Annotated in this window: 14 protein-coding genes and 1 riboswitch; of the genes, 9 read left to right on the plus strand and 5 right to left on the minus strand. The window is 64.3% G+C overall.

What is annotated here, in order from left to right; all coding sequences use genetic code 11:
• Positions 1–249 precede the first annotated feature (249 nt).
• Positions 250–1,668: a magnesium transporter gene (mgtE, locus tag NKH29_RS01385; protein ID WP_352998853.1), complete on the plus strand. Its 1,419-nt coding sequence runs from the start codon at positions 250–252 to the stop codon at positions 1,666–1,668.
• A 139-nt stretch (positions 1,669–1,807) separates the two neighbouring features.
• On the plus strand, positions 1,808–2,194 hold the full coding sequence (locus NKH29_RS01390; RefSeq protein WP_023676566.1) for a MerR family transcriptional regulator: 387 nt from the start codon (positions 1,808–1,810) through the stop codon (positions 2,192–2,194).
• 19 nt (positions 2,195–2,213) lie between these two features.
• On the opposite strand, the gene NKH29_RS01395 is transcribed toward NKH29_RS01390, so the two are convergent.
• Complete coding sequence (locus NKH29_RS01395) at positions 2,214–2,720, minus strand: methyltransferase family protein (protein WP_023720723.1); 507 nt, start codon at positions 2,718–2,720, stop codon at positions 2,214–2,216.
• A gap of 16 nt (positions 2,721–2,736) precedes the next feature.
• Positions 2,737–3,735 (minus strand): heparan-alpha-glucosaminide N-acetyltransferase, encoded by a 999-nt coding sequence (locus NKH29_RS01400; protein WP_352998854.1) that lies wholly within the window; start codon positions 3,733–3,735, stop codon positions 2,737–2,739.
• A 247-nt stretch (positions 3,736–3,982) separates the two neighbouring features.
• Between NKH29_RS01400 and NKH29_RS01405 the strand changes: the two genes are divergently transcribed.
• Positions 3,983–5,182, plus strand: coding sequence for an MFS transporter (locus NKH29_RS01405; RefSeq protein ID WP_352998855.1), 1,200 nt, complete (start codon positions 3,983–3,985; stop codon positions 5,180–5,182).
• Here NKH29_RS01405 and NKH29_RS01410 read toward each other — a convergent pair.
• Positions 5,161–6,354, minus strand: a complete 1,194-nt coding sequence (locus NKH29_RS01410; RefSeq protein ID WP_352998857.1) for an aromatic ring-hydroxylating oxygenase subunit alpha — start codon at positions 6,352–6,354, stop codon at positions 5,161–5,163. The two genes, NKH29_RS01405 and NKH29_RS01410, sit on opposite strands and share 22 nt — an antisense overlap.
• Before the next feature lie 140 nt (positions 6,355–6,494).
• A riboswitch (cobalamin riboswitch) is annotated at positions 6,495–6,690 on the plus strand.
• A 36-nt stretch (positions 6,691–6,726) separates the two neighbouring features.
• On the opposite strand from NKH29_RS01410, the gene NKH29_RS01415 reads away from it, so the two are divergent.
• From NKH29_RS01415 to cobO, 4 genes are read left to right on the plus strand one after another with little or no spacing between them, the layout of a single operon-like run.
• Entirely contained in the window at positions 6,727–6,906 is a 180-nt protein-coding gene (locus NKH29_RS01415; RefSeq protein ID WP_023720718.1) for a CbtB domain-containing protein, read from the plus strand.
• Between the two features lie 15 nt (positions 6,907–6,921).
• Entirely contained in the window at positions 6,922–7,704 is a 783-nt protein-coding gene (locus NKH29_RS01420; protein ID WP_023720717.1) for a CbtA family protein, read from the plus strand.
• Complete coding sequence (gene cobU, locus NKH29_RS01425; RefSeq protein WP_352483069.1) at positions 7,697–8,218, plus strand: bifunctional adenosylcobinamide kinase/adenosylcobinamide-phosphate guanylyltransferase; 522 nt, start codon at positions 7,697–7,699, stop codon at positions 8,216–8,218. Before NKH29_RS01420 ends, cobU begins: the two co-directional genes overlap by 8 nt.
• A gap of 1 nt (position 8,219) precedes the next feature.
• The gene (gene cobO, locus NKH29_RS01430; RefSeq protein WP_352483070.1) at positions 8,220–8,843 is read left to right on the plus strand and encodes a cob(I)yrinic acid a,c-diamide adenosyltransferase; all 624 of its coding nucleotides are present in this window, start codon (positions 8,220–8,222) and stop codon (positions 8,841–8,843) included.
• 439 nt (positions 8,844–9,282) lie between these two features.
• Here the strand turns inward: cobO and cbiB are convergent, their stop codons facing one another.
• Positions 9,283–10,254: an adenosylcobinamide-phosphate synthase CbiB gene (cbiB, locus tag NKH29_RS01435; RefSeq protein WP_352998859.1), complete on the minus strand. Its 972-nt coding sequence runs from the start codon at positions 10,252–10,254 to the stop codon at positions 9,283–9,285.
• Here cbiB and cobD point away from each other — a divergent pair.
• On the plus strand, positions 10,253–11,311 hold the full coding sequence (gene cobD, locus NKH29_RS01440; protein ID WP_352844392.1) for a threonine-phosphate decarboxylase CobD: 1,059 nt from the start codon (positions 10,253–10,255) through the stop codon (positions 11,309–11,311). The genes cbiB and cobD overlap by 2 nt on opposite strands.
• Positions 11,308–11,817: a tyrosine phosphatase family protein gene (locus NKH29_RS01445; RefSeq protein ID WP_023719902.1), complete on the plus strand. Its 510-nt coding sequence runs from the start codon at positions 11,308–11,310 to the stop codon at positions 11,815–11,817. Before cobD ends, NKH29_RS01445 begins: the two co-directional genes overlap by 4 nt.
• Here NKH29_RS01445 and NKH29_RS01450 read toward each other — a convergent pair whose 3' ends face one another.
• The gene (locus tag NKH29_RS01450) at positions 11,818–12,621 is read right to left on the minus strand and encodes a creatininase family protein (protein ID WP_023719903.1); all 804 of its coding nucleotides are present in this window, start codon (positions 12,619–12,621) and stop codon (positions 11,818–11,820) included.
• Positions 12,622–12,643 lie beyond the last annotated feature (22 nt).

Below are 12,643 nucleotides of genomic sequence, written 5' to 3' on the forward strand. Positions count from 1 at the left end.
ATAGAGATGCTAAATTAGAATCCTCTAATTATCAATCTTGAATTATCAATCTTGGGCAACCGGCAGCTCGCAAGGTCGCCTGATATCCGTCGGTTGCGCACAGAGAGGCCGATGCTCAAGCCAAGTCGCGCCGCCGCTCCATCCTTGTGTTTGACCATGATCTTTTCGGAAAACCGGTTTCCACTTTTCAGGATCATGGTCTAGACCTGACAGGCACCTTATCCGGAAATCCGATGGCGGGAGGCGCTGGTGGAAGGCCAGGACGAACACATGACCGGCGCCAGGGCCGCTGAGGAGCGCCGCGCCGACATCTATGACGAGGACGGCGTCATCCTGTCGTCGTTTCTCACCCAGATCGGTGCCGCGATCGCCGATCGCGATACGCTGACGCTGAAGCGCGAAGTCGACGATCTGCACCAGTCGGAACTCGGCCACCTGCTCGAGGCGCTGCACCCGGAACAGCGCCGCGCCCTGGTCGAATTGCTGGGCAAGGATTTCGATTTTTCCGCGCTGACCGAGGTCGACGAGGCGATCAGGCGCGACATCGTCGACAATCTGCCCAATGCGCAGATCGCCCAGGCCGTGCAGGAGCTCGATTCCGACGATGCCGTCTACATCCTCGAGGACCTCGACCAGGAGGACCAGGACGAGATCCTGTCGCAACTGCCGTTCACCGAGCGGATCAGGCTGCGGCGCTCGCTCGACTATCCCGAAGAGACCGCCGGCCGCCGCATGCAGACGGAGTTCGTCGCGGTGCCGCCATTCTGGACGATCGGCCAGACCATCGACTACATGCGCGAGGACAACAACCTTCCCGACCGTTTCAGCCAGATCTTCGTCATCGATCCGAGCTTCAAGCTGCTCGGCGCCATCGACCTCGACCAGATCCTGCGCACCAAGCGCTCGGTCAAGGTCGAAGAGGTCATGCATGAGACCAGGCATGCCATCCCGGCCACCATGGACCAGGAGGAGGCGGCACGCGAATTCGAACAATACGATCTTCTGTCCGCTGCCGTCGTCGACGAGAACGAGCGGCTGGTCGGCGTGCTGACCATCGACGACGTCGTCGACGTCATCCAGCAGGAGGCCGAGGAAGATCTGCTGCGCATGGGCGGCGTCGGCGACGAAGAACTCTCGGACAGCATCCTTTCGACTTCGCGCTCGCGTGTGCCGTGGCTGCTGATCAACCTTTTGACGGCCTTCCTCGCGGCTTCGGTGATCGGCCTGTTCGACCGCACCATCGAGCATATCGTGGCGTTGGCGGTGCTGATGCCTATCGTCGCCGGCATGGGCGGCAATGCCGGCTCGCAGACCATGACCGTCACGGTGCGGGCGCTGGCGACGAGGGACCTCGACATCTACAATGCCGGCCGCATCATCCGCCGCGAAATCGGGGTGGGCTTCATCAACGGCATCATCTTCGCCATTCTGATCGGCATCGTCGCGGCTGCCTGGTTCCACGATCGCAATCTCGGCGGCATCATCGCGGCGGCGATGATCATCAACATGTTCGTCGCGGCTCTGGCGGGCATCCTGATCCCGCTGCTGCTCGACCGCTTCAAGATCGACCCGGCTGTGGCTTCGGCGGTTTTCGTCACTACGGTCACCGATGTCGTCGGTTTCTTTGCCTTTCTCGGGCTTGCCACATGGTGGTTCGGCGTAGGCTGAACGGCACCTCAATTGACTTTTACGTAAATGCCATGCGAGGCTTTGAAAGGTGCCTTGTCCGCCGATTCTGGTACGCGCCTGGGCGCCGGCGGCGCCGGCCAGTTGGAACTCGCGGCGTGGCCGGGGCATTGGAGTGACGATGCGGGAATATTATTCGATCACGGAGCTGACCCGCGAATTCGACGTGTCGACGCGGACGTTACGCTTCTACGAGGACGAAGGGCTGGTGCAGCCGGTAAGGCGCGGCCGCACCCGGCTGTTCCGTCCGTCGGACCGGCATCTCATCCGGCAGATCATGCGCGGCAAGAGGCTCGGCTTCTCGATCAACGAGATCCGCGAAATCATCCAGATGTACAGGGAGCCGCCCGGCGAGGTTGGGCAACTCAAGCTGATGATCAAGCGCATCGAGGAAAAGCGCGAGGATCTTCGCCAGAAACGCCGCGACCTCGAGGAGACCCTGGCCGAGCTCGACCAGGCCGAGGAATCCTGCGTCGAGCGGCTGGTTGAACTCGGCGTCACCACGTAAGCGCGGTGTCAGCCTCGGCTCAAATCCAGCGCCGCACCCTTTTGGCGTAGTCCCGGTACTTCTTGCCGAATTTGGCCGTCAGCACCTTCTCCTCGCTCTCGATCGTCAGCTTCTGCGTCAGGAACGCCGCGATGACCGCCAGCGGCAGGAACCAGGCGATCCCCGAGACAAAGGCGAGGCTGACCAGCAGCAATGTGTTGGCGAGGTAGATCGGATTGCGGCTGACGGCGAAGGGTCCGGTGGTCACCAGATGGTCCGGCACGCCGTTCGGGTTGAGCGTCGTCTTGGCGCGGATCATGGTGCGGATTGCCGTGAACCAGAGCGCGGCGACCGCCAACAGCCCCACAAGCCCGGCGGCGAACAGGATGTCGCCGAGAAGATCGCCGATCCACGGCAGTGGATAGAGAAACCCTAGCGCGACGCTGACGATGATGGCGGCGATATAGATCAGCGGCGGCCATGGGATGTGCCCCAGCTTCGGCTGCCCAGGATTTTGCTGCACGGGTTTCGGGTGACTGTCGCTCATTGCTGTCCTCCCTCGATTAGCGCGTTCTCGGTTCCGCCGCCTCGGTTTGGGCGGTGCAGGTGCTGGCGAGCTCGCCAATATGCGCCTTCCACTCCGGAGACTGGTCGTTGCTGTAGAGCCGGTCAAGCGAGGCTTCGCCCTGGAGAGTATCCAGCATGCAGGCACAATAGCTGGAGCAGAACTCGGTGTCGCGCGCCTGCTCGCAGGATATTTGGCAGGATTTCAGAAAGTTCATCTCCCTGCTTTCGACCTGCGCAGGCATGAATTGCGAAAACAGCCAGACCGAGCCGATCAGCAGCGGCTGATGGATCAGATAGAAGGCAAGGCTGTGCCGGCCGATGAAGACCAGCGGGTTTGCCCAGCGGCCGGGCGTCATGGCCGACAGCCGGGTCAGCACGCCGGAGGTGGCGGCGAGTTTGGTAACCGCGATGCCGGCAAGCACGGCGCCGAACCAGGGCAGCAGCGGAACATAGTCGTTGGAATGCGGATTGGTCGCCGATAGACCGACCCACCACAAAGCCGGATGATCGAAGGCCTCGGATCTGAGGTAGAAGGGCGCCGCGATGACAAACGCCGCGACAAGCAGCGTCAGCAGCGCCGGCAGCCGCGGGAACGCCAGGCCGAGCAGGCTGGCGAGCGCGATCTCGTGCAATATGCCGAAAAAAATGAAGCCGTCGGGCGTGGCGATTCGGGTGACCAGCGATATTGCGAGAGCCGCCCCGGCAACCATGGCGAAGCGCTTCCAGAAGCCTGTCCAGCGGATTTTCTTGCCATGGGCGAGATAGAGGCTGACGCCGACCAGGAACAGGAAGCTCGAGGCGATGCAGCGCGCGTAGATTTTCCACCAGCCGAAGGCGGTGAGGCCGGGATCGGTGTAGCCGAAAAATTCGAGATCCCAGGTGAAATGATAGCTCGCCATGGCAAGCAAAGCGATGCCGCGTGCGATGTCGATGGCGGCGATGCGCTTCGCCTTCGGTTGATCCTGAACGGCGGTGGTCGGCGTGGCGATGCTCATCGGTCTCGCTGTCTTGGTTCAGCCCCGGCAAGACGACTATCACGGTTGCCACCGTCAAAAGAAGCAGTCCTCGCGTCGCGTTGGCGCGGGTCAGCATTAGAACTCGCTTTAGGCCAGAGCCGGAAAGCCTTTGGCCGGCTTCGCTTTTTGCCGTGAAGGCGTCGGTTTCCTGTTACCCGGCCAGGAATCGCCGCGGCAGATTTGTGCTCCAAACCCTGCTTTAGGCGATTCTGCTTCGGGGAAAGCAATGGCTACCCATGTGCGCCATCCTATCTGGCTTGCGGACTTGCGGCCGGCGGATGCACGCACCTTCGCCTCGCTTTATGCGGTCGAATCGTTCGCGCGCGCCACCGTCTCCAGCGTCATCCCGATCCAGGCCTATGAGATCCTGCACAACGAGCAGATCGTCTCGATCCTCTACACGGTCGTGGCAATGCTCGGCCTCTCGGCGACGCTGTTCATGCCGATGTTGATCCGGCGCTTTGCCCGGCGCTGGGTCTATACCGCCGGTGCCTGCCTGCTGGCCGTCGGCTCGCTGTTCTTCGTCACTCATACGCTTGCTGGCCAAACGGTCGGCATGCTCTGCCGCGTCATCGGCGCCAGCGCGCTGGCGATCACGCTCAACCTCTACATCATGGACCACATCCGCAAGACCGATTTCATGCAGGCCGAGTCGCTGCGCATGGCGTGGTCGATGCTTGCCTGGACCGCCGGGCCGACGCTCGGCATTTTCCTCTACACGCGTTTCGGCATCTATGCCGCGCATAGCGCGGTGGCCGTCTTCGCCATGGCCCTGCTGGCGCTGTTCTGGACCTGCCGGCTTGGCGACAACCCGTCGATCCGCCCGGGCAAGACGCGGCCGGTCAATCCGCTGGCCAATATCGGCCGCTTCGTCGCGCAGCCAAGGCTGAGGCTGGCCTGGCTGATCGCCTTCGGCCGTTCCTGCTTCTGGACGACGTTCTTTGTCTATGGGCCGCTGTTCATGGTGATCACCGGCGAGGGCGAGCTCGCCGGTGGCCTCTTGGTTTCGGCCGGCAATGCGCTTTTGTTCATGGCCATCTTCTGGGGCAGGGCGGGAAAGCGTTTCGGCGGCCGGCGCACCATGACGTTTGCCTATTTCGCCATGTCGGCGACGCTGCTGGCGGCCGGCGCCGTCGGCGAGGCCGCGCCGCTCGTCACCGGCGCGTTGCTGCTTTGCGGTGCCTTCTTCACCATCGCGCTCGATGCGCTGGGCTCGACCGCGTTCATGCGCTCGGTGCGCTCGTATGAGCGGGCGCAGATGGCGGCGGTCTACCGCACCTATCTCGACTTTTCCGAGCTGACGCCGCCGCTGGTCTATTCAGTGGTGCTGGCGTTCTTCGGCCTGGGCGCGGTTTTCGCGACGCTCGGCCTGCTGGCGGCGGTCTGCGGCTTCGTCACTTGGCGCTATCTGCCCAAATCGCTTTGATGTTCAAGCGCCGCATGCCGCTCGCGCACCCAGTTGTGGAAGCGGTGCAAATCATATTCCTCGGGCATCAGCACGCCGGCCTTATGGCGCATCGAGCGCAGGCCCTTCTGGTTGACCTCGCAGATATCAGCGTCTTCCTCCAGCACCTGGGTACCGAAGGCGACGATGTTGTCGATATCCGCAGCCGGATCGACGAGCGCTTCGGGCGAAAAAAGCCATTCGGCGGTGAGTTCGGTCTGCTCCGGCCCAAGCGGCACCAGCCGCACGGTCCTGACATAGTCGACATGGCCGACGACGAACATCGACGGCAAGTTGGTGGCATAGGTCTGCCCGGCAGCACGCTCGGCCGGCGTCAGGCTCGAAAAGACCGAGCCGTGGACGCGCCCGTCGCGCGACCAGGTTTCGGCCCCGGCCCGCAAGCCGCCGGCAAATTCCGGCGCGTCATTGTCGGCGTGGCGCGCCCATTCGGGGTCGTCGTGCCGGCCCATCAGGCCGCGGCCATAGATCGGCACCAGCCGCGACAGGTCCTTGTGGACGCCAGGGCAGTGCAGGCACTCGTTGAAGTTCTCCCAAAATATCTTCCAGTTGCAGTTCATAACCTTGCGCAGCACATGGCCGCTCAGCAGCGTTTCCAGCGGCCAGTTGGCGAGGTTGCCGGATGCCGGATCGAAGGATGTTTCAGCCGAACCGGCAGCGTCTTGCGCGAGGTTGACTAAAACGAAACCGCGCCACACCGAAAGCGCGACGCGGTAGAGCGGATGATCGGCCTTGTCGAAACCGTCCGGCAGCGATTTCGACGGCACGCGCACCAGATCGCCGCGCAGCGAATAGGACCAGGCGTGGTAGGGGCAGGTGATGAGCCGCGCCTTCAGCCGTCCTTCGCTCTGCTGGCAAAGCTGCGAGCCGCGATGCCGGCAGGTGTTGTGAAAGGCGCGCAATTCGCCGGTCTCGTCGCGCAGCACGACGACCTCCTGCGTGCCTATGCGAAACGTCCTGAAAGCCAGCGGATGGGCAAGGTCGGCCTCGCGGCAGACCAGCAGCCAATTGCGATACCAGATGGCCTCGAGATCGCGCTGATAGCCTGCGATGTCCCAATAGGCCGATGACGGCAGCGTCGGCTCGGCCCGCGTCAGGCCGTTATAGGGACCGCGCTCATTCGGGCTGGGTTGCATGCCGGCTTCCTCCCCATCCGCCAGCCGACACCCGGCTGTGAGAATTGTCAATTGCGGCGCCGGCCGGCGAGCTTGGCGAGGCGGCGCATTCGCCACACGATCCGGCGGAATTTGGTTTGCCGGGCGCGGCGATTCTGCCTATAGTCGCTGATGTCGTCGGTTCCGTTTGGAACCAAGAGGGAATGCGGTGCGGGCGAAATTCTTGCCCAATGCCGTGGCTGCCCCCGCAACTGTGTGCGGTAGTCCTCTCCATATGCCACTGAAGATTTTCTTCGGGAAGGTGGGGAAGGGCGCTGATCCGCGAGCCAGGAGACCTGCCGGCGACAGGAAACTGACTTCTATGCCCTCGGGTGGAGGGCGAAAGGACAAGACATGAATACCGCTTCCGTCTCGCTCGGCGCTTCCGTCTCCTCGCAGTCGCGTTTCATGCAGCTGGCGCTTGCTGCATTCCTCGGCATTTTCGTCATGGGCTTTGTCGGCTTCTCGCACATCGATGCGGTCCACAATGCCGCCCACGACTATCGCCACTCGATGGGCTTTCCCTGCCACTGACAAGGGGCTGACATCATGACACTGTTTCGCAACGTCGTGTTCATCGCGGCGATCGCAGGGCTCGTGGCCGGCGTCGTTCTCGCCTGCATGCAGGCCTATGCCACGGTGCCGCTGATCCTGAAGGCGGAAGTCTACGAACAGGCCGGCGGCGGCCATGACCATGCCGCGGCACCTGCGGCACCGGTCGAAAACGCCGGGGGCACGATGGCTATAAGCAGCGCCGCGCCGGCACCGGCTGAAGCAATGGCTCCGGCGGAGGACGAAGGCTGGGCGCCGGCCGACGGTTTCGAACGTTTTGCCTTCAGCGTCGTTGCCAATATCGTCACCGGCATCGGCTTCGCGTTGGTCCTGGTTGCGGTTTCGGAGTTCGCCGGCGGCATCGGCAATTGGCGCCAGGGCCTGTTCTGGGGGCTTGCCGGCTTTGCCGTGTTCACGCTGGCGCCGGGCCTCGGCCTGCCGCCGGAATTGCCGGCAATGCCGGCGGCCGACCTTGTCCAACGCCAGATCTGGTGGTGGGCAACGGTGGTGGCGACCGCCGCCGGTCTCGGCCTGCTCGCCTTCCGCAGATCGCTGCCGCTGGCGGTCCTTGCGGTGGCGTTGATGGTGGCGCCGCATATTGTCGGCGCGCCGCAGCCCGACAGCTTCGAGACGACAATCCCGGAAGGCCTGCATCATCAGTTCGTGGTGGCGGTGACGCTGACCAATCTGGTGTTCTGGCTGGTGCTCGGCGCGGTCGTCGGCGTGGTGCGCGGCCGCTTCACCGGCACGGCGACCAGCCTGCGCGACAGCTTTGCCTGACCGCGCTGCCGGGGCGCTGACCCTGATCATCGGCGGTGCGCGCTCCGGCAAGAGCGTGCATGCCGAGAGGCTGGTGAGTGCCTGTCCGGCGCCATGGAGCTATATCGCGACGGCGCAAGCCTATGACGAGGAGATGCGCGAACGGATCGCGCTGCACCGCTCGCGCCGCAGCGCCGGCTGGACGACCATCGAGGCGCCGCTCGACCTTGCCGGCGCGATCGAGGCACTGCCTGACGGCCAGCCGGTGCTGATCGATTGCCTGACGCTGTGGCTGACCAACCATATGCTGGCCGAACATGATGTCGAGGCCGAATGCCGAAGGCTGGCAGATGTGCTGTCGCGGCCGCGTGGACCCTGGTTCGTGGTGTCCAACGAGGTCGGCCAGGGCATCGTGCCGGAGAATGCGCTGGCAAGACGGTTTCGCGACGCGGCCGGCCGGTTGAACCAGGACGTTGCCGCCGTCGCTGACACCGTGCTTTTGATGGTGGCGGGGCTGCCGCTCAGGGTGAAATGACATGGCTGATACCGACCACATCGATCCCAAGGACGAGGAACGCCACCGCGCGAAGATGGCCAAGCGCAAGGCGGTGCAGGACGCCGAGGTTGCAGCCAAGACGGTCGAGAAAGGGCTGTTGATCGTCAACACCGGTCCGGGCAAGGGCAAGACCACGGCCGCCTTCGGGCTGGCGCTCAGAATGCTCGGCTACGGCAAGCGCGTCGGCGTCGTCCAGTTCATCAAAGGCAAATGGCACACCGGCGAGAAGGATGCTTTTGCCTGCTTCGGCGACCGCGTCGTCTGGCACGCCATGGGCGAGGGCTTTACCTGGGAAACGCAGGACCTGAAGCGCGACATCGCGGCCGCTGAGGCCGCCTGGGCCAAGGCGCTCGAGCTGATGGCCGAGCCGTCGATCAGCCTCGTGGTGCTCGACGAACTCAACATCGCGTTGCGCTACGATTATCTCGACCTCGAAAAGGTGGTCGCAGCGCTGAAGGCGCGTCGCGAGGGCCTGCATGTCGTCGTCACCGGCCGCAATGCCAAGCCGGTATTGGTCGAGGCAGCCGATCTGGTCACCGAGATGGGAGTGACCAAGCACCACTTCTCCGCCGGCGTGAAGGCGCAGCAAGGGATAGAGTTCTGAGGGGTTTGGCGATCGGGGAAGGGCGTTTCGGAGCAGGCGGCGCCGGCGAAGCTGCCGATCTCCCCCCTTGTGGGGGAGATGCCCGGCAGGGCAAAGGGGGGCACTGTCCCTCGGCCTGTCAGTCGGAGACAACTACGTCGTCAGACCGTCATTAGCAGGTGAACGGTCAAGAGGCTGGCGATCCTTCGCGCCCCCCTCTGTCCTGCCGGACATCTCCCCCGCGAGGGGGGAGATTGGATGGCGCTTCGGATTTCGCCAACCTCGAACGTCAAAGGCAGGGAATGAGAAGCGCAAAGCTGGGGCGATTATTCTTTGGGCACAGCAATTTTGTTCTTGCTTTGTGCCGGCAGCTATGGTACTAATCTCGCTATGGTGCTAACTGGCTCCAACGACCCGCCGCTTGGCGGGTTTTTTGTTTCCGCTCGATCTCGGGCGCAGGTCACGCCAAGACAACAACCACTGCGACCACCCCGAACAGCGCGATCAGCAGTAAGTCGGCGACCCGGTAAAGTTTCAGCGCCCGTCGGATGTCGGTGCTCTCGATATCGTCGCGGCGGCCGCCTTCGCCCATCAACGCGTCTTCGACCATGACGCCGTCATAGGAACGGGGGCCGGCGAGCGCCAGGCCGAGCGCACCGGCCATCGCTGCTTCCGGCCAGCCGGCATTGGGCGAGCGGTGTTTTTTCGCATCGCGCCGCACAGCATGCCAGGCGGCTTTGGCATCGGCGCCCTTGACCAGGAAAGCGGCAAGCACGATCAGCAGCGCCGTCAGCCGTGATGCCGGCAGGTTGATCCAATCGTCGAAGCGCGCCGCCGCCCAGCCGAAGGCCTCGTGGCGCGGGGTGCGGTGGCCGATCATCGAATCGGCGGTGTTGGCGGCCTTGTAGGCGACGCCGCCGGCGAGCCCGCCAACGCCGATCCAGAACGCCGGCGCGACGACGCCGTCGGAGAAGTTCTCGGCCAGGCTTTCGATCGCGGCGCGGCAGACAGCGGCCCTGTCGAGCTTTTCCGGGTCGCGGCCGACGATCCGCGAGACGGCAATGCGGCCCATATCCAGTCCGCCGCTGTCGAGGGCGTCGGCCACCGCTTCGACATGCTCGGCCAGGCTCTTCTGCGACAGCAGCGACGTCGCCAGGATTGCGATGACCAACAAGCCGAGGGGAATGCTCCAAAGCATGGCTTCGATCCAGAAGGCGAGGGCGGCCGGCACCAGCACGATGACCAGCAGCGCGAGCACGCCCCAGCGGCGACGGTGGGCGTCGGAATCAGTGGCGCGGTTGAGCCTGCCGTCGAGAAAGGATATCAGCCTGCCGAACCAGGTGACGGGATGGCCAATGGCATCGAAGAGCTGGGCCGGGTAGCCGAGTACAAGTTCGATGGCCAGCGACAGGAAAGTGATCAGGATCGACATGAAGTCTCTTGATGGAGTGACGGCGGCAGTGGACCACGGCGGAAGCCTTGGCCGGGCGAGGGCGCTTTTCCCTCACGCGCCGCTGCCTTTCGTCGACCTCTCGACCGGGATCAATCCGCACTCCTACCCGCTTTTCGATTTGCCCGCCACCGCCCTGTCGCGATTGCCGGAAGCAGCGCGTGCCCGCGAATTGGCCGAAGTCGCGGCAAGCGCCTATGGCGCTCCATCGGCGGCGAATGTCGCAGCGGCGCCCGGCACGCAGATCCTGTTGCCGCGCGTCGCTTCGCTGGTCAGCCCGGGCAGGGCGCTGGTGCTCGGGCCGACTTATGCCGAGCATCGGCGGGCAGCGGCGATCGCCGGCCATGCGGCGGCTGAAGTCGATGATTTCGAAGCCTTGGCGGCGGCCGACCTTGCCGTCGTCGTCAATCCCAACAACCCGGACGGGCGCGTCGTCGAGCGCGAAAGATTGCTTCGACTTGCCGCAAAATTGCGCGCCAGAGGCGGGCTGCTGGTCGTCGACGAGGCCTTCATGGATGTCGGCCCACGCAGCGAAAGTCTCGCTGGCGACGTCGACCAGGGCGGCATCGTCGTGCTGCGCTCGTTCGGCAAGTTCTTCGGCCTGGCCGGCCTGCGGCTTGGCTTTGCATTGACCGACGCGCTGACGGTCGAGCGGCTGCAGGCGCAATTCGGGCCATGGGCGATTTCCGGGCCGGCGCTCGAATATGGCATAAGGGCGCTTGCCGATACCGGCTGGCAGGCCGGGATGCGGCGCCGATTGGCCGAGGATGCCGCACGGCTCGATGCGCTGTTCGGCCGGTTCGGCGTGCCTGTCGCCGCTGGCACCGCGCTGTTCCGCTATATCAGGCTGGCGAACGCCGCCCGCCTGTTTTCGGTGCTCGGCCAGCGCGGCATCCTGCTTCGGCATTTCGCCGACCGGCCGGATGTGTTGCGCGCCGGCCTACCGGGAGCCGACGAAGAATGGCGGCGGCTCGAATCAGCGCTTGCCGGCTGGGCCTCGCGGCGCGACGATGATGCCAAGGGAGAAACGATCCAATGATCCATGTCTGCTCGCTGTCCAAAGTCGAGGAAACGGTGACGAAGACCGGGGCCGGGCGGCTGCTTTCGCTGCTCGCTGCCGGCACGGAGGTGATGCGGCCGGCCTCGATCACCAGGGAAAACCATCTGCACCTGGTCATGCACGACATTGCGGTAGCGCAGGAGGGCATGACCATGCCGGGCGAGGAGCATGTCTTGAACCTGCTCGATTTCGCCCGCCAATGGGATCGCTCGCGGCCGCTGGTGGTGCATTGCTATGCCGGCATCAGCCGGTCGACCGCCTCGGCCTACATTATCGCGGCAGCGCTGGCGCCGAAGCGCGATGAAGCCGAACTGGCCAAGACGCTGCGCGCGCTGTCGCCCACGGCGACACCCAATCCGCGGCTGATCGCAATTGCCGACGCACTGCTCGAGCGCGACGGCCGCATGAGCCGCGCCATCGAGGCGATCGGGCGCGGCGCCGAAGCGTTTGAGGGCACGCCGTTTGCGCTGAGGATCGAGGGCTAGTTACGCCAGCCAATCCGCCAGCTTTGCCTTGCGCACGTCCTTCAGCAAGCTGATGAAGCCGTCGGCTTGATGCTCGGCGGTGAGCCGGCCTTTTTCGGCGGTTGCAATGCTGGCGTCGCCGACCACGCCATTCGGGTTGAGGTCGCTGGCGATCCAGGCGAAGGCGTGTGTTCCGGTGTGGCGCAGCAGCGAAAATTCCTTTTCGGCGCGGGCGACCTTGGACACGAAATTATCGGCCTTGGCCATGTCGACGAGGTCGGGCCGGAAGTGCAGCATCAGCGAGGTCTCGACGTCGCCGCCATGAATGCCGTGGCGGTCTTCGAGGTCGGTGTACATGCCGGCCGGCCGGCCAAACCGTTGCCAGCTGGTCTTTACCGCCAGCATCTTTGCCCGCACGCGCAATTCGCGGGTGACGATGCCCATGATCTCCTCATTGCCGCCATGCGAGTTGACGACAATCAGTTTTCGGACGCCGGCGCGTGCGACCGACAGGCCAAGTTCGGTCCACGCCTCGACCAGGGTCGTCGCCGGCAGAGTGAGGGTGCCGGGCGCATGCAAATGCTCGTTCGACTTGCCCACCGCCTGAACCGGCAGGATGCGGATGTCGAGATCGCCGGGCAGGCGCGCGATCACCGTTTCCAGCATGCCGTTCATGATCGAGGTGTCGGTCGAAACCGGCAGATGGGGCCCGTGCTGCTCGATCGCCGCCAGCGGCAGAACGGCAATGGTCGCCTCAGGATCGACGGTCGCGTATTCGGTGGTCCGGTAGTCACCCCACCATACGCGTTTTTTTGTTCCGGCCATTTTTTACCTCGAAGAGACTGGA

The sequence above is a fragment of the Mesorhizobium sp. M1295 genome (assembly GCF_040318135.1).
Taxonomy (GTDB): Bacteria; Pseudomonadota; Alphaproteobacteria; order Rhizobiales; family Rhizobiaceae; genus Mesorhizobium.